Genomic DNA, 22,605 nt, shown 5'->3' on the forward strand with positions numbered 1-22,605 from the left:
ATGAGATTAGAAGGAGATACCATGACAGATAAACACATTGGAAGACGCATGCAAAGACATAAAGCTAAGAAAAAGGCATTCCTTTTTTCTATTATCAATCTTTTCTTGCTCCTTGCCCTAATCCTAGGCGGAATATATCTTTGGAAGACTCAGTTCTCTCCTAGCAAACAATCCTCTTCAGGCAACCAAACTGTGCAATCCACCTCAAAGCCAGACTCTACCTCAACAAATGAAGAAGCTTCAAAAATAAAGTGGGTAAAACAGGACGAGCCTGTTAAGATTCCAATTTTGATGTACCATGCGATCCATGTAATGGATCCCTCTGAGGCAGCCAATGCTGGTTTGATTGTAGATCCAACTACTTTTGAAAGTCATTTGCAGGCTCTGAAAGAAGCTGGTTATTATACTTTAACCCCAGATGAAGCTTACAAAGCTTTGACAGAGAATGTCCTACCTGAAAATAAAAAAGTAGTCTGGCTGACCTTTGACGATAGTTTGAGAGACTTTTACACCAATGCCTTTCCACTACTTCAAAAGTACCAGATGAAGGCAACCAACAATGTCATTACTGGCTTTGTCCAAGCTGGCCGTGAAGATATGCTGACGCTAGATGAGATCAAAGAAATGAAGGAAAAGGGAATGTCCTTTGAAGACCATACCGTCAACCACCCTGATCTATCAACTGCTACTGCTGATCAACAAACCCTTGAACTACGTGATTCTAAAGCCTTTTTAGATGACAATCTATCACAGAAGACGACGACTGTTGCCTATCCATCTGGTCGTTATAGTGATGCGACCTTGCAGATTGCTGAAAGTTTGGGCTACAAGATGGGATTGACGACTAACCACGGTCTTGCTTCACTTGCAGACGGCTTGCTCTCGCTCAATCGTGTTCGCGTTAACCCAACCACTACTGCAGAAGATTTATTGAACGAAATCGCAACGAACTAATCTTAAAAAGCTTGCTTCAGACGAAGCAGGCTTTTTCTATTTCTTCTCTTGATAAAAGATTCTTCAAATCGGAAAAAACGAGAGTGGGACAGAAATCGGTCATTCGTAAGAATTCGATTTCGTCGTCCCACCTCCGCACAGTTGAGTAGGGCTGTAAAAGCTGATGAAATCAGCCTAGTAGAGCCCACTCAACCACTGCGTCTTGCTCGACAATCCAAAGACAATTGAGAGGCTAGGACTTTTGTCCCAGCCTCGTAAAGGGTTATTTAGACTTGATATAGTTGATACCGTCTGCTTTCGGAGCAACAGCTTTACCAAAGAAGGCTGCAAGAACCACAATCGTCAAGACATATGGCGCAATCTGCAGGTAAACTGTTGGTACTTTTGAAAGAAGAGGCAATTGGTTTCCGATAACGGCCAAACTTTGAGAAGCTCCAAAGAAGAGACTTGCCAACATAGCACCGATAGGACTCCATTTACCAAAAATCATAGCTGCCAAGGCGATAAATCCTGGACCTATGATAGTTGTCACAGCAAAGTTAACGGAGATTGACTGAGCATAGATAGCTCCACCAATACCACCAAGCAGACCAGAAATCATAACACCGCAATAGCGCATGAGGTAAACATTGATTCCCAGTGTATCTGCTGCCTGCGGATGTTCTCCAACTGAGCGAAGGCGCAATCCAAATTTTGTCTTAAACATGATAAACCAAGCAAGGAAAGAGAAGGCGATGGCCAAATATCCCATCAGACTTGTATGTTTGAAGAATATATCTCCTATAACTGGGATATCAGACAAAATAGGAAAATTAAATTTACCAAATGAACGCTGAATGTTGTCTGTTTGCCCCTTGTTGTAGATAGCTTTTACAAGAAAGACTGCCAAGGCTGGTGCTAGCAAGTTTAGAACCGTACCACTGACAACGTGGTCTGCGCGGAAGTTAATGGTTGCTACAGCATGGATAAGGGAGAAGAGCACTCCGACCAAACCAGCAGCAATCAAGGAAAGCCACGGAGTCAAGCTGCCAAAACTACTTTCGAAAGTCAGGTTAAAGAGAACGCCTGTAAATGCTCCCATTACCATGATCCCTTCCAAGCCGACATTGACGACTCCGGCATGCTCCGAATAAGCTCCACCGATACTTGTAAAAATCAGGGGAGCCGCATAAATCAGCATAGATGATACTAATAAACCTAATATCGTTACAATACTCATCCTAGTTTCCCCCTTTCACTTTACTGGCTTCTTGCTTACGGTTTTTAAATAATTCAAAGACTGTCTTACCAGTCAGACGCTCAATCAAGTAATGGGCGCTGACAAAGAAGATAATCGAAGCTGTCACGATATTGACTAATTCTGTCGGAATCTGAGCCACGTTCATACCTGGAGCACCAACACTTAGAACTGCAAAGAGGAAAGCCGCAAAAAGGATACCAACTGGAGAGTTTGCTGCTAAAAGACTAACTGCCATACCATTGAAACCAACGCTCAATGAACTTCCTTGTACAAAGACATTCTGATAAGTACCTAGTCCTTCTACTACTCCTCCAAGTCCTGCAAGGGCTCCAGAAATAATCATAGACAAAATAATGGTCCGTTTAGAAGACATCCCTGCGTATTCAGATGCATTCGGATTCAGCCCTACAGCGCGGATTTCAAAACCAAGCGTTGTTTTCTTCAACATATACCAGATCAGCACAACTGCAATCAAGGCAAAGAAAATACCAATATTCATCCGAGAGTTAGCTGTCAAACTTCTCAGCCATTCTGTTTGATAAATCGCATTGGCACCAACACGCTTACTAGAGTCAACACTCTGCATCACAGATTTTGGAAAGCTGCGGATGAAAGCATTTCCAACGAAGAGGACGATATAGTTCATCATAATCGTAACGATGACCTCACTCGTTCCTAAATAGGCACGCAGAACCCCTGGTATAGCACCAATGATCCCACCAGCCACTGCAGCAATGACTACAGTTGCTAGCAACATCAGTGGGCGAGGTAGGTCAGGGAAGGAAAGGGCAAACCAACCAGCTAGAATCCAACCAGCCAAGGCTTGGCCCGGAAGTCCGACATTGAAAAATCCAGCCCGACTAGCAACGGCAAAACCCAGACCAATGAGAACTAGAGGTCCCATCGCCCGAGAAATTTCACCCAAACTTCTCAAAGAACCGAATGCCGTTTTAAAGAGGGACTCATATCCCCAGATGGCGTCATAGCCAAAGATAGCCATGACAATCGCTCCTAATAAAATCCCTAAAAGAACTGAGATTAAGGGAACTGCGATCTGCTGTGTTTTTTTAGACATTTGAATCTCCCTTCTAAATCTTACCACCAGCCATGAGAATACCAAGTTCTTGCTTATTAGTCTTCTCTGGAGTCACAATTCCTTGAATCTTGCCATCATGGATAACGGCGATTCTGTCAGAAAGGTTGAGTATTTCATCTAGCTCAAAGCTGACAACAAGAACTGCCTTACCTTGAGTACGCTCCTCAATCAAGCGTTTATGGATATATTCAATCGCTCCGACATCAAGTCCACGAGTAGGCTGACTAACAATCAGCAAGTCTGGATCACGATCCACTTCCCGAGCAATGATAGCCTTCTGTTGATTTCCTCCTGAGAGGGCTGAAGCAGGTACATACTCGCTAGCTGCCCGCACGTCAAACTCTTTCATCAGATTGCATGCGTAAGAGTAAATATTATTGTAATTCAAGATGCCGTTTTTGCTGAGCGGCTCCTTGTAGTAAGTCTGCAAAGCAATATTTTCAGAAATGGACATCTGCAGCACCAAACCATCGCGATGGCGGTCTTCAGGTACGTGGCTGACCTTCATCTCTGTAATCTGACGTGGTTTCTTACCAATCACGGACTGGTTCTTGATCAAAATTTCACCCGAGCTCGCTTTTCTAAGTCCTGTGATAGCTTGAATCAACTCTGTCTGACCATTTCCGTCAATCCCTGCAATCCCAACAATCTCACCAGCACGAACATCCAGTGAAAGTCCCTTAACAGCTGGAACGCCGCGATTTTCTTCAACGACAAGATTCTTGATGGAAAGAACCGTTTCTTGAGGATTAGAAGGTTTCTTCTCCGTCTTAAAGGAAACGGCACGTCCCACCATCATTTCTGCCAAATCTTGGTTGGTTGCACCAGCAATTTCAACGGTTTCAATCGATTTTCCTCGACGAATAACAGTCACTCGGTCAGAAACTGCACGAATTTCATCCAACTTATGAGTAATAAGAATGATAGACTTACCTTCCTTGACCAGATTTTTCATGATTTTCATCAATTCATCAATCTCAGATGGTGTCAAAACAGCTGTTGGTTCGTCAAAGATGAGGATATCTGCACCACGGTAAAGGGTCTTCAGAATTTCAACACGTTGTTGGGCTCCAACAGAAATATCCTCAATCTTGGCAGATGGATCGACCGACAAACCATATTTCTTAGACAAACGCTTAATTTCTTGCGTAGCGCGTTTCAAGTCTAAGATACCATTTTTTGTAATCTCACTTCCAAGAATAATATTTTCAGCAACAGTGAAGGCTTCCACAAGCATAAAGTGCTGATGCACCATCCCGATACCAAGTGAAGCCGCCTTTGATGGAGAGTCCAGCTTAACTGGCTTTCCGTTTACTACAATCTCACCACTAGTCGGCTCAAGTAGGCCGGCCAACATATTCATCAAGGTTGACTTCCCGGCACCATTTTCTCCTAAAAGAGCGTGAATCTCACCTTTTCGGAGTTCCAAATTGATTTTATCATTGGCCACAAATTCACCAAAAATCTTGGTAATTTCTCGCATTTCAATGACATTTTCATGTGTCATGGCTCTTTCCTTTCCAGAATTTCATTTTATGTCGATATAACCTCCTCGGACTCCTATTCTAGTAGGCTTAACCGATGCAAAGGCGTCAGAATTTAAAAATGAGCGACCCTAGTAGGTCGGATCGCTCAACATTCAATTATTTATCAGGAACTGTGATACTACCGTCAAGGATTTTTGCTTTTGCTTCTTCAACAGCTTTTTTAGCATCTTCAGAAAGGTTGGTTGTTGTCAAATCAACACCACCGTCTTTCAAACCAAAGGTTGTAGTTTTACCACCTGGGAATTTACCTTTAGCTGTTTGGTTAGCGATGTCTTGGACAGTCTTACCAACTTGTTTCAAGCTTGATGCCAAAACAAAGTTAGATTCTTTACCATCTTTAGATTTGTATTTACCTTCTTCAGTTTGGTCACGGTCAACACCAAGTACCCAAACTTTTTCATTTTCATTTCTTGTTTCGTTGATTGACTTAGCTTCGTTAAATACTCCAGCACCAGTACCACCAGCTACTTGGTAAACAACATCCGCACCACCAGCATAGTGAGCAGCAGCAATTGTTTTACCTTTAGCTGCATCGCCGAATGAGCCAGCATAGTCCACTTTAATCTTGATAGATGGATCAACTGATTTCACACCAGCTTCGAAACCTTTTTCAAAACGTGTGATAACTGCTCCTTCTATACCACCTATGAAACCAACTTGTTTTGTCTTAGTCGTTTTTGCAGCTGCAACACCAGCAAGGTAAGCTGCTTCATTATCTGCAAAGACTGCTGAAGCAACATTCTTTTGACCTTCAATCACATCGTCAATAATAACGTAGTTAATACTTGAATTATCTTTAGCAGCAGATTCAACGGCATCACGAAGGGCAAAACCGATACCAAATACTAAGTTGTAACCATCCGTAGCAGCTTGGTTTAGGTTGTTCGCGTATTGTGACTCGTCAGTTGACTGGAAGTAAGTATAGCCATTATCTTTTGAAAGACCATTTTCTTTACCCCAAGCTTGCAAACCTTCCCATGCAGATTGGTTAAATGATTTATCATCAACACCACCTGTATCGGTTACGATAGCAGCTTTTAAATCAGTTTTAGCGTTAGAGCTATCTGATTTAGACGCACGATTCCCACATGCAGCAAGTCCGATTGCTGCGACAGACACTAGACCAAGACCTAGCCATTGTTTCTTGTTCATTTCTGAACCTCCTATATAAGATGTGCAACTTAGTTGCAAGTTTAATTTTGGTCAGTTGACCAGCAACAGACTCAAGTTAAGTCTGTAAAAGAGTATGGAAGTAACTCCTTGACCGTCATCACGACCGTCGATTTATCTTTAGCGACCAAGGTCACTGGTAAATCCTGATTAAAAAACTCTGCCATTACTTGGCGGCAGGCACCACACGGAGAGATCGGTTTTTCCGTTTCTCCGTAAACAATTAATTCCTCAAAGTCTAAAAAGCCTTCAGAAACAGCTTTAAAAATGGCTGTTCGCTCTGCACAATTGGTCAAGCCGAAACTAGCATTTTCGATATTGACACCTGTGAAAACTTGACCATTTTTAGCTACTAAAACAGCTCCGACAGGGAAATGAGAGTATGGAACATAGGCATTCTTCGTGGTTTCTACAACTAAATCAATCAAATCAGTAGTCGCCATTAGCCACGTCTCCCTCCATAATCGCTACACCAGAGGATGCTCCAATGCGAGTCGCACCAGCTTTGATAAAGGCAAGTGCATCTTCGTAAGAACGGGCACCGCCAGAAGCCTTGACTCCCATATCTGGCCCAACTGTCTTACGCAGCAAAGCTACATCCTCAACGGTTGCACCACCAGTTGAGAAACCGGTAGATGTCTTGACAAAATCCGCACCAGCTTTCTGAGCAATTTGACAAGCTTTCACTTTCTCATCATCTGTCAAGAGACAGGTCTCAATAATGACCTTGACCAAGGTTCCTTTGGCAGCTTCCACAACAGCTCGAATGTCTCTTTTAACTAAGTCAAAGTTTCGAGACTTTAGAGCACCGATATTGATGACCATATCAACTTCATTCGCTCCGTTTTGGATTGCATCACTCGTTTCAAAAGCCTTGATCTCCGGAGTATTTGCTCCCAGAGGAAAACCAATGACTGTACAGACTTTAACATCTGTAGCTTTTAGTGCTTGCGCAGCAAAACTCACCCAAGTCGGATTGACACAGACGCTCGCAAAGTCGTATTTCTTTGCTTCCTCAATTAAGGTTTCAATCTGCTCCTGACTTGCATCAGCTTTCAAAAGCGTATGGTCAATGTATTTGTTTAGTTTCATGTTGAATTCTCCTAGAATTAAGCGATTACTTCGACAATCTCGCTTACTGCAACGCTTTCACTACCTATTCTAACATTTTTTTGGAATTCTGTAACTAGTTCTTGAGAAATTTTTTCATTTGCGTAAATTTTTGCGACAATTTCCCCAATTTCGACTGTTTCGCCAACCTTCTTTTCAAACACGATTCCAGTTTCATAATCTAGTTTATCAGATTTGACTGCTCGTCCTGCTCCTAATCTCATCGCAAACAAGCCAAATTCCATAGCTGGAAGCTCTGTGATAAAGCCAGATTGCTCTGCTCTCACTTCGACCACATAAGCTGCTTGGGATGGTCGATACAAATCCTCTAGATCTCCACCTTGAGATGCAATCATCTCTTCAAATTTTTTCAAAGCTGCTCCGTTTGTCAAATGTTCTCTAATTTCAGAAACAGATTTCTCAACATTAGCCAAATCAAGCATGATTTGAGCGAGCTCACAGATAAACTCCGTGATATCTTCGCGTCCTTCTCCTTGAAGGATTTCCAGTGCTTCTAAGATTTCCAAACGATTGCCAATGCTAGTGCCTAAAGGCTGACTCATGTCCGTAATAACTGCAACCGTCCTGCGTCCGACTGCTTTGCCCAAGTCTACCATAGTACGGGCTAGGATACGGGCATCCTCTAGATTTTTCATAAAGGCACCCTCACCAACGGTCACATCCAGCAAAATGCTGTCTGCACCAGCGGCGATTTTCTTGCTCATAACCGAGCTGGCAATCAAAGGAATCGTATCAACAGTAGCGGTCACATCACGCAAAGCATAGAGAAGCTTGTCTGCCTTGACCAGCTGGTCTGACTGACCGATTACGGATACACCAATATCCTGAACCTGCTTAATGAAGTCTTCCTGACTGCGCTCTACCTGGTAGCCATTGACAGACTCGAGCTTGTCTATGGTACCACCCGTATGCCCCAAGCCTCGACCGCTCATCTTGGCAACAGGCACGCCAAAGCTAGCTACTAGAGGAGCCAAGATTAAGGTAACCTTATCTCCCACTCCACCAGTCGAGTGCTTGTCGACCTTAATCCCTAAAATAGCTGACAGATCAAACTGCTGGCCTGTTCCCACCATGGCCATGGTCAAATCAGAAATTTCCCTAGTATTCATTCCCTTAAAATAAACAGCCATAGCAAAGGCTGACATCTGGTAATCTGGCACTGTTCCAGCTACATACCCTTCAATCAGCCATTCAATCTCTTGACTGGACAACTCTAGTCCATCTCGTTTCTTTTGAATAATATCAACTGCCCGCATCTTTATTTCACACCCCTTAGGATATAATAGCCTTTGTCCTTCTTGAGAGTCTCGCAGTTGCCAAACACTTCTTCCATCTTAGCTTTAGCACTGGGAGCTCCTTGTTTCTTTTGGATAACAATCGTCAAATCCCCATCCGCTAGCAAGTGTTCATAGCTACCTGAAATAACTTCATGCACCACTTGCTTACCGGCCCGAATCGGTGGATTGCTGATAATATGATGAAATTGTCCGGTCACATGTTCGTAAACATTGGACTGGAAAATATCTGCAGATACTTGGTTCGCAGCCGCATTTTTTCTAGCCAAATCTAGCGCTCGCTGATTGATATCCACGAGAGTGACTTCTAGCTCTTGCGCTTTAGCCAGAGTCAAGCCCAGCGTTCCATAACCGCAGCCGACATCCAGCAGCGTTTCTTTTTTGTTAAATTCCAAGGCAGACAACAAAACTCGACTGCCATAGTCGATCATTTTTTTACTAAAGACACCAGCATCCGTTAAAAAGGTCATCTGTTGTCCTAATAGTTCCACTTTCAATTCATGAATGTCATGTTTGGCATCCGGATTTTCTGCAAAATACATTTTAGTCATAAAACCATTTTATCATAAATTTTCTAGATTTGTAAATCGTTTTCATTTCTCCAAAAGTATGTTATACTAAAATCCATCATACTAGGAGTAACTTATGACCAACGAATTTCTTCATTTTGAAAAAATCAGCCGCCAAACTTGGCAGAATCTGCATCGAAAGAAAAATCCACCGCTCACTGAGTCCGAGCTCAATTCTATCAAGAGTTTCAATGACAAAATCAGTCTACAGGATGTAACAGATGTTTATCTTCCTCTGACAAATCTCATTCAGATTTATAAACGTTCCAAAGAGGATCTCGCCTTTTCAAAAGGAATTTTTCTGCAAAAAGAAATCAAAAGACAACCCTTTATTATCGGAGTTTCTGGTAGCGTTGCAGTTGGAAAATCAACGACTAGCCGCCTGCTGCAAATCCTTCTGTCACGAACTTTCACAAATGCAACCGTTGAATTGGTGACGACCGATGGCTTCCTCTATCCCAATAAAACTTTGATTGAATCAGGCATTTTAAATCGCAAGGGCTTCCCCGAAAGCTATAATATGGAACTCTTGCTGGACTTTTTAGACCGCATTAAAAATGGTCAAAACTATGAAATTCCCGTCTACTCGCACGAAATTTATGATATTGTCCCAAATGAAAAGCAGGAAATTAAGGCAGCTGACTTTGTCATCGTAGAAGGTATCAACGTTTTCCAAAATCCGCAAAATGAACGCCTTTATATGACTGACTTCTTCGACTTCTCTATCTACGTAGATGCCGAAGTCGAAAATATCGAGTCTTGGTATCTAGATCGTTTTAAAAAATTATTGGCACTAGCCAAGCACGACACGGACAACTACTATCATCGCTTTACAACCCAGCCCGAAGAAGAAGTCATGGCACTTGCCCATAATATCTGGGAAACAATCAATCTGGTGAATCTATTAGACTATATCGAGCCAACCCGTCACAGGGCTGAAGTGATTTTGCATAAGGCTAAAAATCATGAAATTGATGAAATCTATCTAAAAAAATAATTTAGGCTTGTCAAATCACAACTTTTCATATATAATTAGATAGTTAGTATTTTCAATGGAGGTGAATAACTTGGCAAACATTAAGTCAGCTATCAAACGCGCTGAATTGAACGTTAAACAAAACGAAAAAAACTCAGCTCAAAAATCAGCTATGCGTACTGCAATCAAAGCATTTGAAGCAAACCCGTCTGAAGAACTTTTCCGTGCTGCTAGCTCAGCTATCGATAAAGCAGAAACAAAAGGTTTGATCCACAAAAACAAAGCAAGCCGCGATAAAGCACGTCTTTCAGCTAAACTTGCTAAATAATGCATCGCGCATACAAAGGAGCTCCACGGAGCTTTTTTTGTTGCTCATTATAAAGGAGAATTTATATGAAGATTGCTATCATCGGCTACTCCGGCTCTGGCAAGTCAACCTTAGCCCAGCAGTTAGGCCACTTCCACCAAATTCCCGTCCTTCATCTGGACACGATCCAGTTTGAAGAAGACTGGCAGACTCGTAGTCAAGAACAAGTCAAGACTGATTTAGCAGATTTCCTCCATCAAGAACAATCCTGGGTCATCGATGGCAACTACTCTTGGTGTTTTTATGAAAGGCGGATGAAAGAGGCTGACCAAATCATCTTTCTGAACTTCTCTCGCTGGAACTGCCTCTATCGTGCCTTTAAACGCTATCTAAAATATCGAAATCAAGTGCGAGAGAGTATGGCATCTGGCTGTACTGAAAAACTGGATTGGGAATTCATCCGCTGGATCCTTTGGGATGGCAGGACAAGAGAGACTAAACGTCGCTATCAGAAAGTTCGTCAGACCTATCCTGAGAAATTCATCGAATTGCAGAATCAAAAACAATTATCAGACTATGTAAAAGAATCTGGGACAAAAGTCTAACCTTAAATATAAAAAGCGAACAAAACGGAGTTATCTGACACTCAGGATTCTGTCTTGTTCGCTTTTTTGTCTAATCTATCGATTTTAAAAATTTATAATAAAGAATTCCTAAAATCAAAATCTTTTTGTCCCAGCCTCGTTCAGTCTTATTTGTCAAGAAAAAATCAGAAGTATTCATCGATGAGGTAAAAAGGTGAAATTCCAACTTACAAAATTGTAAGAAAAATGAGAGAAATGTAAGCTAAAGAAATGGAAAGAAGAAACTCTTTCTTGTATCATAGGAAAGGAAAAAGGAGGATCCTATGAAAAAAATGATTGACAATAGCAGTTTGAAACTGCTTGCTATGCTTGCCATGCTGATTGACCATATCGCCTGGGTATCTTTTCCACTAGCTACCAATATGAATATCCTCTCTCCTAACTGGCTGGCCAATAGTATGCACATAATAGGCCGCCTGGCTTTTCCAGTCTTTGCCTTTTGTATCGCGGAAGGCTATCGGCACAGTCATGATGTGAGCAAGTATTTGAGACGATTGGGGCTGCTGGCTCTTATCAGTATCATCCCTTTCTCTCTGATGGGCTGGGTTACTGGTCTTGGCTTTATTATGCAAAATACGGTTGTGACTCTCTTTTTGGGACTCTGTGCTCTTTATTACAGTGATCAGCAAACAGCAACCTGGAGAAAAGTTCTAATTATTCTACTCTGTTTTACCCTGTCCATTATTGCTGACGGTGGACTGGCGGGGGGGGTTTTTGGTATCTATGCCTTTGCGAAGATTAAAGATCCAATCTTCCGAAAAATTGGCGGTGTCTTGGCACTGAGCAGTGTGCAAATCCTAATTTTGGCCTTCAATTTCTCCTATGATGGTCTAGCTGATCTGGCTGCCACCTGTCTTCTGTTTCTCCTCGTGACCTCTTTCTACAACGGTCAAAAAGGGGCCAATATTGGAAAAGTATTTTACTTGTTTTATCCCCTTCATTTGCTCGCCCTGTCTCTGTTTCGAATTGTCTTTCTCTTATTTCTAATGTAGTTAATGAATGTGTTAAAAGTTGCGGTAGAATACCTGTTAAGTTAATTTTTCTTTTGGTAAGTCTCAATAATAGAGTAAAAGAGTTTGGGACAAAAAGATTTCAATTTTTAAAAATCTTAATTATTAAGCCCCTCTAATCTATAATTAAATGCGAAAAGCGAATAAAGCAGAATTCTGATTACCAGAAAAGTAGTTTTATTCGCTTTCTATATTTGAGGTCGGACTTTTGTCCTAGCCTCTTTTCTTATTCTTCTTTTACAAAAACTAATTCTTTATCATCTGAAAGATCTGCTTGATAGGCAAAACCTGCAAAAGAGAGCTGTTTTATTTGCTCAAGAGTATCGACTTGGGTTTCCATCAAAGCAGTCAGAAACTGCCCACGTGCCTTTTTGGAAATGGTAGAATGACTTTTGAGTTTACCAGCCTTTTCTTCTAAAAATTTGAAGCGAAGCATCTTCTCTCTGACCGATTTGTCAAAAACATCCTCAAATTCACTAGACAAGAGCGAAAGCAGCATATCTTCATCCGCTACTGCTTTTGTATAATCGTCCCGCCAAAATTTTTTCAGCGTTTGACCATTGGGCTTTAGCCCCACCAAAAAGTCCAGCCGATGAGGGGCAATCGGACTAAGGGCGGGAATGAGCCCATATAGACTAGAAGTTAAAAGCAAATGGTCTTGAAGGTAGGATTTTTCCTCTTGTGTCCAATCTTTTCGCTTGATATTGCGATACATGAGCCCGTCAAATAAGTACAAGGCTGGATAAGTCTCTGCTTCATTTTTGCACAGATTTTGAATTCGCTGGTATTCTATTTCGGCCATCTGCGGACTGATTTTGTATAATTTTTCCAGCTCCTTGGCTGAGAATTGCAATAGCTCTTCTATTATGATTTTGCTTTTCGGCGTCAACTGGGAGCGCCCCAGCAAGCTCTGATTTTCATTCATTTCTTTGGCAGTCGGAATTAAAATCTTCATATTTTACCTTTCTCATCTTGGATTCAGAGTCCATTTTCCTGTTTTCCCTACTCATGATTATAGCAAATTTTGGACTAATTGGATTTATTCTTGACTTTAATTTTCAAAAATGATAATATCTAGTTATCAAAACTAGATATTAGAAAGTTTAAAATTTGGAAACGAAAAATCTGTTCCCGAGATGGGATGAATTACCTGTTCTTGACCTGTATCTGGACCAAGTCCTGCTCTACGTCAACAAGGTCTGTAAGCCAGCTTTTACCGCATCTGACAAAGGCTTGACGGCATCCATGATAAATAATTATGTTAAACATGGCTACCTTGAAAAACCTTTAAAAAAGAAATACAATCGCCAGCAAGTTGCCCGCTTGATTGCCATTACAAGTTTGAAAACTGTTTTTTCTATTCAAGATATTGCTGCTACTTTAGATATGCTCAATGCTGAGACCCAGTCTGAAGAGCTCTACAATGATTTTGTGGATTATATGAACGGACGGAAGCTTGAAGTGACTCCGATCATTGCCAGTGCCTGTCAGACCTTAAAACTCTACCAGCAAACCCTCGCCTTTATCCAAGTACCCGAAAAGGAGGCCGATAACGATGAACTACGCGCTTAAACTCAGTAAACAACTCTCTTTTGGAGAGGAAATTGCCAACGCTGTCACCCATGCCGTCGGAGCTGTTTTGATGCTGATTCTCCTGCCCATCTCTGCTATTTACAGTTATGAAGGGCATGGCCTTGTTTCTGCTGTTGGCACTTCTATCTTTGTCATTAGCCTTTTCCTCATGTTTCTTTCTTCTACCATTTACCACTCCATGTCCTATGGCTCTACCCACAAATACATCCTACGGATTATTGACCACTCCATGATTTATATCGCTATCGCGGGCAGCTATACTCCCGTCGTCCTTTCACTCATGAATGACTGGCGGGGCTATCTGATTATCGCGATTCAGTGGGGCACGACCATCTTTGGTATTCTCTACAAAATCTTTGCCAAGAAAGTCAATGAGAAATTCAGCCTGGCTCTCTATCTAATTATGGGTTGGCTGGTTATCTTTATCATCCCGCAAATTATCGGACAAACTGGACCAGTGTTCTGGGGACTCATGCTAGCAGGCGGTCTTTGCTACACAGTCGGTGCTGGTTTTTATGCCAAAAAGAAGCCCTACTTCCACATGATTTGGCACCTCTTCATCCTAGCTGCCTCTGCCCTCCAGTACTTAGCTATTGTTTATTTCATGTAAAACTGCTTTTCAAGCAGTTTTTTCTATAGCATAATGCAGCTCTTCAGCCAAACCTACAACTGGTCTGCAAAAATCTCCTCTCAAAATCAGCGACTTTGAAAATAATAAAAATTTAAGCTTTTTCTGCTAAGATAAAAATAGAAAAGATGATCTTTGGCAAATGATTCTGCCAGTTATGGAAGGAAAACGAATGACTATTTTATCAAAAATCCGCCCATCGCAGCCTCTGAAAGAGCTGAAATGGTTTGATATTCTTGTGATTACTCTACTCATGTTTGGTCAGTTCATCTACCGATCAACTGAGCTTTACCTAGCTAGTTTTTCAACAGCAGCTACTGAAACGGTCAGCAATACAGCTAGCGAAGGTGCAGCATTCTCAAGCAATTTCAATCTTCAGCTACTGATGCTGGTCTTGACCATTCTCTATCTTCTGCTGAGGCGCTTTGACTTTAAGCAGCTTCCCATCCGTCTGACCTGGTCGGTTCTGCTCTGGACACCTCTGATTTTCGTTGCAGTAGGATTCTTTGGCGATATCGTGATGACGCTGAGTGGCGAATATAATTACTTTGATCCAACCCTCTGGTCCTATATAGATTTACTGGAAATCTTCCGGAAATTTGCTGAATTGACGCCTATGGCCATTCTCTATGGCCTTCTCAATGGCTTCTATGAAGAATTCTTCTTTCTAGGCCTTATGACCTCTGTTAAAGATGAGTATAAGTGGTGGGCGCTGGCCTACTCTACCATCATTCGGATCTCTTTCCATACCTATCAGGGCATGCTCTGGGCCTTGGTTATCGGAGTGGTCTATGGACTCTTTTACTATTTCCTTTACAAGTACAAGGTCAAGAACCTCCTGCCTTTCTTCCTCATGCACGCCTTGGCAGATATGTTTGGTTCCAGCTTGATGTATGTACTGATTAATTGGCGTTCCTAAAAGGATAAAGATCAGCTGACATACTGTTTATATCGGAAAACTATAAAATAATCGCAACTAAAAAGCTTAGCAGCAAGGTATCAAGTAACCTCGCTGCTAAGCTTTTTATTATGGTCAATTAGCAATTAAAACTAGCAATTTCGCTATCAAGTTTTTTCATATAGTAGCGATAGATCAGATAAGAAACAAGTCCAGAAATCACAATCAGCAGAAGGGAAAGGAGGTAGAGAACAGTGAGAGGCAGGGAGTATGAAATCGCATAGAGAACACCAATTACGATAATCACTCCAATGGTAAAGGCTAGTGCCAATAGGGTCTTACCCATACTATTATCTCGAGTCATTAGCTCGTTGACATTGGACCAGTTGGTCACCAAATGCTTATAATCCCGATGATAGCCCCAAGCGCTCCAAGCTAGACTGGCAATAAACCAAACCAGCAGCATAACCAGAAAAGTCACCGGATGAACATGGAAGATAAGACTGGTCACCAACAGAAGAATCACTGGTAGAATGGACTGAATAGCAAAGAGATACCAAAATTTGAGACGAACGTATTTTCTGAGCTCAAAAGGCAAGACCTTCAGATAATCAAAATTTTCCCGCTCCAAGGATAATCCAATAGAGGTCAGATTATTCCCACCCGAATTGAGGGTAGCGATAAACATAGCTAGGAAGATAAGCGGAAGTAAAAATCGTGGAATCAAGAACGGACTAACATCCAGACCTGCATTGATCGCCCCCATGAGCATACTTAAAATGATGATGTAAGGTATCAGTGCCGACATAAAGAGAGCCTGCAAGATGACCGAACCTTCACTCAGTAGCCGAATGTGGTAGCGCCAGACGAACTTCTTAAAATTCTTGGCCTCGTCCATATTGATATCGTGCACACGCTCGCGTTTGCTTCCTGCTGCTCCTGTCATCAAGGCTGCTTCATAAAATTCTGGTATGACCTTGAACTTGACCACCAAAAAGAGCAGAACCGCCACGGCAAGCCAAGCTAAAATTCCTAAAATCGCAGTCAAGCTGAGAGGATTGATGATAAAGTCGTAAAAGGCTACAACTGGCGGGAAATAAGGTGTAACCATTGTATTGCTGGCAATACTACGGCTGTTCATCTGATTGATAAATATATAGAGACCTACCGAGCCTAGGGAAACTAGACCCAGAATCACATTGGATAGGATGGTCTTATACTTTCTAAAGAAGGCTGTCTTGGTGATAAAATGCACCAAAATCAAAATGACAAAAGTTATAACCGAGCTTAAAATGACAATCGAAACCAAGGCCATAGGCAGCCCGACTAAAGGATTTCCGCCTTGAAGACCAAGAACGATGAAATAGCTGTACATGGGCAGAATCGCAATCAAGAGTGTCAGAACTACCGAGATGCTCTTTCCGACAATGATTTCTGATTCACTAAAGGCATAGGGCCGATAGGACTGCAAATCCTTGCTTTCATAAAAGACATTATAGAAAACCAAGAAGCCCTGCGACATGGAAAATATAGCAAATACGGAGACCATATTAGCAAAAAGGCCTGGATTTCCTACCATGTGATTGAATGCGCTCATGATACCAAAAAAAACTAGGTAGACAAAGCCCAAAATCAAGTACATGCGAATGGTCTTCTGAGAGACATTAACCTTAACTTCCGGATTCTTTGCTTGCTTCTTGCGATATTGCTGCAACTGCGAAGCTTGAATCGCATAAAGAATATTGATATCAACCAATTTTTTAATGGCATTAAAGCGCATCTGGACTCACCTCTTCTCTGCGACCAGCCAGACCTAGATAGATGGTTTCAAGGGACTGGTCTGGATGCTGGGCTTTCAAGTCTTCAACCGTTCCGTAGAATATTAGTTCTCCTTTTTTGAGAATGGCAATCTTATCGCATAGCTGCTCAGCCACTTCTAAAACGTGAGTTGAAAACAGAACTGTATTGCCCTTGTCAGCATGCTCACGCATCATCTGCTTTAGATCAAAAGCCGCCTGAGGATCCAAGCCCGTCAAAGGTTCATCCAGGACCCATATATCTGGATCAGACAAAAGGGCACCAATGACAAAGACCTTCTGCCGCATACCGTGTGAAAACGACTCAATCACTTCATAGCGATGACTAGCAAAGTCAAAGATAGCCAGCAATTCACCCAAACGAGCTTCTACTTCTGCCGTGGTCATATCGTAGGAAGTCGCCACTAGCTCCCAGAATTCATTGGCTGTCAGTCGCAAGAAAAGGTCAGGAGAATCAGCTACATAGCCGATTTTTTTCTTTATTTCTAGACGATTACTGGATAGCTCCTTGCCGTCCACAAAAATTTGTCCCTGCGTCGGATTGATAACACTGACCAAGGATTTAATGGTTGTTGACTTACCCGCTCCATTGTGACCGATCAGACCGACAATCTCACCGCTTTCCAAGGTTAGATTCAGCTGGTTAAGCGCCAGCTTGCCATCATAGTCTTTTGTAACATCTCTAAATTCAATCATGAGAAACTCCTTTACTATGTTTTAAGCTTATTATACTATCTTAAAACTTATTTGTCTTAAAATTTGCGAAAAAGTTCGGATTTTGCTTTAAAACAAGCCAGAACTATCCTTTAAGCCTTGAAAGATTGAGCATTTTCCAACAGATAGAGCAAGAAATTGGGAATGGTTTCCAGCATGTCCTGCTCATAGACACGCTCAGTCAGCTGATGCAAGTCCTTGCCCCATGGTCCAAGATTGATACCGGGGATATGATTGGCCGCAATCTCTGGGAAATCCAAATGATAGAGATTCTCAGGCACAGGCATACTGGCAATCAGGTCTTGGTATTCAGCAGCAGGCTTCTCTAAGGCACAGTAACTAAGGTCACAGATTCCCATGAAGAATTCATCCACTTGGAGTTGACAGCCAGCTTCCTTGTTCAGATAATCTTGATAGAGTTGAATGACCTTGTCAATCCTAATCGGACTGTCTGACAAGCGGCGACAATTCATAGATGGATAGTAAGGCGGTGCGATCGCTAAGACAACCAAAGCTTCCTTGCGGTCGTAGAAATCTAAAACCTTCTGGATATTTTGAATGCTGATTTCCTGATAGGATACACCATCTTGCAAGGCTTGCTGGGCTTCTTCGTAAATCTGCTGCAGGGTTTCTTCAAAACCGATTTTTTCTTGGCATTCTTTCAGTAATTCCTGATAGGTCAGCACGCACGGTTTTGGTACAAGCTTGCTTTCTTCATAAACCTTCTGCAACTGACAGTAGTTTTGATAAAAGCCATCCACTGCTTCCTGACTGAGATTCTTTATGGTCGTTAGCAGCTCACTTGGACTCTTTTCTAGATAAAGGACGCTGAAATAGCCGGCAGCACGCAGCACTGTTGACACATCGTAATTTTCCTTCAAATCGCGCAGATAGGACCAAGATGGCAAGGGCGAACGTTCGCCGTAGGCCATGTCGGATAGAGCCGGATTAAGGTCAATTTTTTCAGCAACCTTGGCCAACAAGGATAGTGCATTGATCCCCTTGAGTGGCTCTTTCATATGCGAAAGGATGCCCTGAGTCACGACAACTGGCATCAACTTGCCAACTGTTCCTACATGAAGCACCTTTTCCTCCGCTGACTGGCTTTCAAAAGGCTCAGAATCCACAGCCAGAAGGTAATGAAGTTGGAAGCGCTCCTTCAATTCAGCAAGCAGGGCTGTTGCTGCTCGCATGCCCTGGGAATAGGATTCCTCATCTCCGACCGAAAGATAAAGCAAATTAACCTGACCAGACTGTCTCTGACTATATGCTTCCACTACTCCCAGCTGCAAGGCCAGAGCCGCTTTCATATCGCAAGATCCCCGACCAAACTGCCACTTGTCCGACGCAATATCCGCTAAAAGATCTGAATCTGAAGAAATAGAGGGCAATTTTTCTTTGAGGGACTGATTATCAAAAGCCCAGTCTTTGAGACTGCCAAAGTCCTCAATGTCTACTGTATCATGATGATGAAAAAGAATCACGGTATCAGCCGTATCTCGCTTGACCAGAGCCCAGTTGACACTGCGGTTATAAAAATCATTCGGAATCTGATAGCAGCCAAACTGTTCTGGATGCTCCTGAAAATAAGGAATCTCCCCTATCCGCTCCTGAAGAAAGGCTTCAATCTTCCGCTCAGAACTAGTATGGGTAAAACTTTCAATCGCCATACTTTGGTCAAAAATATCTTGAATATACTGTTTCATTCTTTCTACCTCTCTGTTTGCTGGCACTTCTGACTTGCAGGCCAAGGCCAGCTGAAAGACGATAAGGCAAAAGCAGCCAATCTTTACCTAGTCAGGCATGTTTGGCTGCTTTTATCTTGTAATGACTAACGACGAGAATACTTCTTAACGAGGCCAGACATCCCCAATGTGCTGACAAGAAGCACCAAGCCTAGATAGAACATTCCATTTTCTGAATGGCTACCGGTTTTTGGCAAGGAAGCTGCGGCTTGTTGAGCTTGTTGAACGGCTACCTGCTCCACTTGAGACGCTTCTGGTTGACTAGCCAATTGCTGCACCTGAGGCACCACTTTCCGACTACCTAATTGCTGCACATGGTCCGTCGCGCCTTTCTCATGTTCTTTACGTCCAACCTTTGAATCGACTGATGGAGCTTCTTGTTGCGGCTCCTGTCTATCAAAGATGTATTCTGGAACTTCTCTGATTTCTGGTGCAACCAGCTTTTCACCAATAATTTCAGATAAGTTAGCATATTCCGTATCAAGGGCACTTGCTACATAATCAGCTTTTTGAGAACGACTAGCTTCCACGGTCGGTACTAGCGCACTAATAGAATCCGTTTTGAAAGTCACTGCATACTGACGCTTAATCGTCAAGTCGCTAGGGTCATAAGTATTGAAGACCAGAGCTAGCTTGTGACCTTTTTTCACCGTGTAAAGATTCGGCTGCAAATACATGGTATAATCATGGAATTGGCCGACTTTTGGCTTAATGCTCTTTTCTGAGCTAGACGGTGTATAGCCTGATTCTGGATTGGCTAAGTTTAGCCAGCCCTTAGCAATGACCTTATATTTAGTTTTGGTTGTTGCAAAATTTTTAACATCCAGATTGCTGAGATTGCTACCCATCCAGAAGTCACCAGCCTTGCTGTTATCACTAGCAGCACCATTTCCAACGACATCAAACTCTTGGTCTGATACATCTACCAAGAGCGCATTGACCTGCAGATTTTTGCCACTGCCCTTAGCCAAAGCGGCCTTGAAGTGAACTGGAATATGACCCTTGATAGTCGTATCTTCTTTGACTTCTGTCATAAAGGTCATGTTAGCCTTAGAAGATCCTTGACTGACAGTTTCATCTCGCTTGCTAGTGTCAATCCCAGCCCCCGCATAGTCACTGGAAATGGTTTCTTCTAGACGTTTGGACTTAGCTGTCAAAATCAAACGATTAGTGCTTTTCCAATTGTCATAGCTCGTCCATTTATTTGGATCGTAGTTATTTTGTGCCAAAACAGCAGGAAGCTTGCTAACATCGTTCTTGACATCGTAAAGATAATGAGAGAACCAAGTATTGAGCAAGTCGTAGAAATCTTGATTGTTAGCCTTGATACCATAACCTCGAGAGATAGCTGCTGGATGGACATGGTCTCCTTGGTGGAGGTAGAGTTTTACATTTTGTCCCGCTTTTTTCAAGACATCATACATAAGCTCAAACTGTTTGGTTTTGACATTGTGATCATTTAAGCCATGTACCAGCAGGGCGCTAGTCTTTATCTTTCCTGAATTTAGGGTATAATCGCGTTCTCGCCAAACTTGGCTATAATTGCGACCGTGAGCTTTTTGGTCCTTGTTTAGCTGATTGATGTAGTCAGCATACTTGTTCCAGATTGAAGCCCAATCGTCTTGATCAAGCATCCGAGTTGAAACGTAGAGTGACAGCCAAGACAGATCACTGTATGGCGGATTGCTGTAGGCTGTTCCTTGACTATTAAAATAATCATACCAGCTAGCAATTCCTGCGGCTGGAACGATGGTTCTCAGGCCTTCTACACCTGTTGTTGCCACACCGAAAGTTGTCGTACCGGCCCAAGATAGGCCAGTCATGCCGACTTTGCCATTGGCCCAGTCAGCCTTGATTTCAATATTGCTAGTTTTATCCGTGTAGGCCGTCCGTTTACCGTTGACCCATTCGACAATATTTTTAAAAGCTTCTACTTCCAAATCAGATCCAGTTGTATTGAAGCCTTCTGAACCCTTAGTTCCCAGACCAGCACTGGAAACAAAAGCATAGCCGCGCACTAGGAAGTAATCATACCAGTTCAAATTCTCGTAATCATAAATCCCTTCATAAGGGCTATAATAGTACCAATCTGACGCCTTGGCTTTCTTCGCCGCATCAATACTGCTCATGCTAGACACCGGTTGGCGCTTAGCAGGCTTATTGTGCAAACTCTTCATGTCATAAGAACCGTTTGTCGGCAGATTGAGACTTTCCAAGGTCACATAGTTTTCATCCAAAGTCCCTGCGACGTAAGGACGGGCTTCTAAAATCGTCGAAGCCTTAAAATCACCTTGAGCTACTGCTTTCGGAAGTTGTACGATAGCCTTGACGAGGTCACGCTTTCCGTCTCCATCCGTATCATGATCCGTCTCAACATAGACAGGAAAACGAACAATGTCGCTTTTCTTATACGAATAGTCCTTATCTTCCTTAGCCCCACTGCTGTATGGGAAAATTGGCTGTGCCCGACCATTCAAAAAGAGCGGTGCTTTCTTTTCAGCACGATAAGCATCATGCAGGCGCTTGGCAACTGCATACATAGTCTGCAGATTACTTCCCTGTACGCGGGCTGTCAAATCAGCCTCTTTGTCAATCATTCCCATGCTCTTGGCTAGATTCACTCTATCTTGGGCACTGGTGCCTAACTGAGATTCATTGACAGCTGCCCATTTCAGGAGCTCATCGACTGCTTCCTGCAGGGTCAGTTCCTTATCAGCTAAAGCTGGATTTGAAAGACTCCCCGTATAAGCAGACAGGTCTTGTCCTTTGGCAGTAGCAGGCACAGCAGAAGGTACTAAGCTAGCATCTTGAGCCCAAGCTAAAGGTGGCGACTCCAATGAAGAAGTAGGCTTTTCAGAGTCCACAACTGGTTTTTCAGCAGTGACCGATTCCTCTTCTTGCTTTTCTGGTCTTGCAGTAGCCGACGATTCCTTACTTTCAACCTCTAAAACCGCTGGTTGCTGGACTGAAGATACCGGTTCAGACGGCTTTGCAATAGCTTCTGTTTGAAGAATTTCCTTGCTTTCGACATTCGCCTGACTCGCCTCATCGGCTTGAACAACCCGGCCTAGGGCCAAAGGTGCAAATAACGAGACTGATAAGAGTAACCTCACTAGTCCTCTCTTTTTCATAAAAAACCCCTTTCTTTTTATCAAGTTTATTACTTGTCCATTATACTATGTAAGCGTTTTAAATTCAATGCTAGTTTTAGCTTATCATCAAAAAATATAAAATTAACTTGTATAAACGTTTGTGTCATCATTCTTCTTTT

General features: G+C 42.5%; 21 protein-coding genes. 8 read left to right on the forward strand and 13 right to left on the reverse strand.

Annotation, left to right across the window (positions count from 1 at the left end):
- The first annotated feature begins 21 nt into the window (after window positions 1-21).
- Entirely contained in the window at window positions 22-954 is a 933-nt protein-coding gene (locus tag FZ941_RS01780; RefSeq protein WP_148886615.1) for a polysaccharide deacetylase family protein, read from the forward strand.
- A 262-nt stretch (window positions 955-1,216) separates the two neighbouring features.
- On the opposite strand, the gene FZ941_RS01785 is transcribed toward FZ941_RS01780, so the two are convergent.
- The 8 genes from FZ941_RS01785 to FZ941_RS01820 all read right to left on the reverse strand — a co-directional run bounded on the left by FZ941_RS01785 (window position 1,217) and on the right by FZ941_RS01820 (window position 8,984).
- Complete coding sequence (locus tag FZ941_RS01785; protein WP_061911259.1) at window positions 1,217-2,173, reverse strand: ABC transporter permease; 957 nt, start codon at window positions 2,171-2,173, stop codon at window positions 1,217-1,219.
- Between the two features lies 1 nt (window position 2,174).
- Window positions 2,175-3,269: an ABC transporter permease gene (locus tag FZ941_RS01790; protein ID WP_148886616.1), complete on the reverse strand. Its 1,095-nt coding sequence runs from the start codon at window positions 3,267-3,269 to the stop codon at window positions 2,175-2,177.
- Window positions 3,270-3,282: 13 nt separating this feature from the next.
- The gene (locus FZ941_RS01795; RefSeq protein WP_045497051.1) at window positions 3,283-4,797 is read right to left on the reverse strand and encodes an ABC transporter ATP-binding protein; all 1,515 of its coding nucleotides are present in this window, start codon (window positions 4,795-4,797) and stop codon (window positions 3,283-3,285) included.
- 136 nt (window positions 4,798-4,933) lie between these two features.
- Window positions 4,934-5,989 carry a BMP family protein gene (locus FZ941_RS01800; protein WP_061911253.1) on the reverse strand — a complete coding sequence of 352 codons (1,056 nt, stop codon included), beginning with the start codon at window positions 5,987-5,989 and terminating at the stop codon, window positions 4,934-4,936.
- A 71-nt stretch (window positions 5,990-6,060) separates the two neighbouring features.
- On the reverse strand, window positions 6,061-6,450 hold the full coding sequence (locus FZ941_RS01805) for a cytidine deaminase (protein WP_045497048.1): 390 nt from the start codon (window positions 6,448-6,450) through the stop codon (window positions 6,061-6,063).
- Window positions 6,437-7,099, reverse strand: a complete 663-nt coding sequence (gene deoC / locus FZ941_RS01810) for a deoxyribose-phosphate aldolase (RefSeq protein ID WP_148886617.1) — start codon at window positions 7,097-7,099, stop codon at window positions 6,437-6,439. The genes FZ941_RS01805 and deoC overlap by 14 nt, the downstream gene beginning before the upstream one ends.
- Window positions 7,100-7,116: 17 nt before the next feature.
- Complete coding sequence (locus tag FZ941_RS01815) at window positions 7,117-8,394, reverse strand: pyrimidine-nucleoside phosphorylase (RefSeq protein WP_148886618.1); 1,278 nt, start codon at window positions 8,392-8,394, stop codon at window positions 7,117-7,119.
- Between the two features lie 2 nt (window positions 8,395-8,396).
- On the reverse strand, window positions 8,397-8,984 hold the full coding sequence (locus FZ941_RS01820; RefSeq protein ID WP_148886619.1) for a class I SAM-dependent methyltransferase: 588 nt from the start codon (window positions 8,982-8,984) through the stop codon (window positions 8,397-8,399).
- Between the two features lie 94 nt (window positions 8,985-9,078).
- On the opposite strand from FZ941_RS01820, the gene coaA reads away from it, so the two are divergent.
- The 4 genes from coaA (at window position 9,079) to FZ941_RS01840 (ending at window position 11,921) form a co-directional block, all read left to right on the forward strand.
- A complete protein-coding gene (gene coaA, locus FZ941_RS01825; protein ID WP_148886620.1) occupies window positions 9,079-9,999 on the forward strand; it encodes a type I pantothenate kinase in 921 nt (306 codons plus the stop codon).
- 70 nt (window positions 10,000-10,069) lie between these two features.
- On the forward strand, window positions 10,070-10,306 hold the full coding sequence (gene rpsT / locus FZ941_RS01830) for a 30S ribosomal protein S20 (RefSeq protein ID WP_001274000.1): 237 nt from the start codon (window positions 10,070-10,072) through the stop codon (window positions 10,304-10,306).
- Between the two features lie 65 nt (window positions 10,307-10,371).
- The gene (locus tag FZ941_RS01835) at window positions 10,372-10,890 is read left to right on the forward strand and encodes a DNA topology modulation protein (RefSeq protein ID WP_148886621.1); all 519 of its coding nucleotides are present in this window, start codon (window positions 10,372-10,374) and stop codon (window positions 10,888-10,890) included.
- A 302-nt stretch (window positions 10,891-11,192) separates the two neighbouring features.
- A complete protein-coding gene (locus FZ941_RS01840; protein ID WP_148886622.1) occupies window positions 11,193-11,921 on the forward strand; it encodes a TraX family protein in 729 nt (242 codons plus the stop codon).
- Between the two features lie 244 nt (window positions 11,922-12,165).
- Here the strand turns inward: FZ941_RS01840 and yaaA are convergent, their stop codons facing one another.
- A complete protein-coding gene (gene yaaA / locus FZ941_RS01845; RefSeq protein ID WP_148886623.1) occupies window positions 12,166-12,894 on the reverse strand; it encodes a peroxide stress protein YaaA in 729 nt (242 codons plus the stop codon).
- Between the two features lie 155 nt (window positions 12,895-13,049).
- On the opposite strand from yaaA, the gene FZ941_RS01850 reads away from it, so the two are divergent.
- The 3 genes from FZ941_RS01850 to FZ941_RS01860 all read left to right on the forward strand — a co-directional run bounded on the left by FZ941_RS01850 (window position 13,050) and on the right by FZ941_RS01860 (window position 15,079).
- Entirely contained in the window at window positions 13,050-13,511 is a 462-nt protein-coding gene (locus FZ941_RS01850; protein WP_187418365.1) for a DUF1836 domain-containing protein, read from the forward strand.
- Window positions 13,495-14,142: a hemolysin III family protein gene (locus FZ941_RS01855; protein ID WP_048791816.1), complete on the forward strand. Its 648-nt coding sequence runs from the start codon at window positions 13,495-13,497 to the stop codon at window positions 14,140-14,142. The genes FZ941_RS01850 and FZ941_RS01855 overlap by 17 nt, the downstream gene beginning before the upstream one ends.
- A 190-nt stretch (window positions 14,143-14,332) precedes the next feature.
- Window positions 14,333-15,079 carry a CPBP family intramembrane glutamic endopeptidase gene (locus FZ941_RS01860; protein ID WP_222861806.1) on the forward strand — a complete coding sequence of 249 codons (747 nt, stop codon included), beginning with the start codon at window positions 14,333-14,335 and terminating at the stop codon, window positions 15,077-15,079.
- A 118-nt stretch (window positions 15,080-15,197) separates the two neighbouring features.
- Here FZ941_RS01860 and FZ941_RS01865 read toward each other — a convergent pair whose 3' ends face one another.
- From FZ941_RS01865 to FZ941_RS01880, 4 genes are all read right to left on the reverse strand, one after another.
- On the reverse strand, window positions 15,198-16,838 hold the full coding sequence (locus FZ941_RS01865; protein WP_148886625.1) for a hypothetical protein: 1,641 nt from the start codon (window positions 16,836-16,838) through the stop codon (window positions 15,198-15,200).
- Window positions 16,828-17,571: an ABC transporter ATP-binding protein gene (locus FZ941_RS01870; protein ID WP_015604772.1), complete on the reverse strand. Its 744-nt coding sequence runs from the start codon at window positions 17,569-17,571 to the stop codon at window positions 16,828-16,830. Before FZ941_RS01870 ends, FZ941_RS01865 begins: the two co-directional genes overlap by 11 nt.
- Window positions 17,572-17,681: 110 nt before the next feature.
- Window positions 17,682-19,295: a M20/M25/M40 family metallo-hydrolase gene (locus tag FZ941_RS01875; protein WP_148886626.1), complete on the reverse strand. Its 1,614-nt coding sequence runs from the start codon at window positions 19,293-19,295 to the stop codon at window positions 17,682-17,684.
- Window positions 19,296-19,420: 125 nt separating this feature from the next.
- Complete coding sequence (locus FZ941_RS01880; protein WP_148886627.1) at window positions 19,421-22,465, reverse strand: CocE/NonD family hydrolase; 3,045 nt, start codon at window positions 22,463-22,465, stop codon at window positions 19,421-19,423.
- Between the last annotated feature and the right edge of the window lie 140 nt (window positions 22,466-22,605).

Origin of the sequence: Streptococcus sp. Marseille-P6264 (assembly GCF_902460355.1) — a bacterium.
Classification (GTDB): domain Bacteria; phylum Bacillota; class Bacilli; order Lactobacillales; family Streptococcaceae; genus Streptococcus.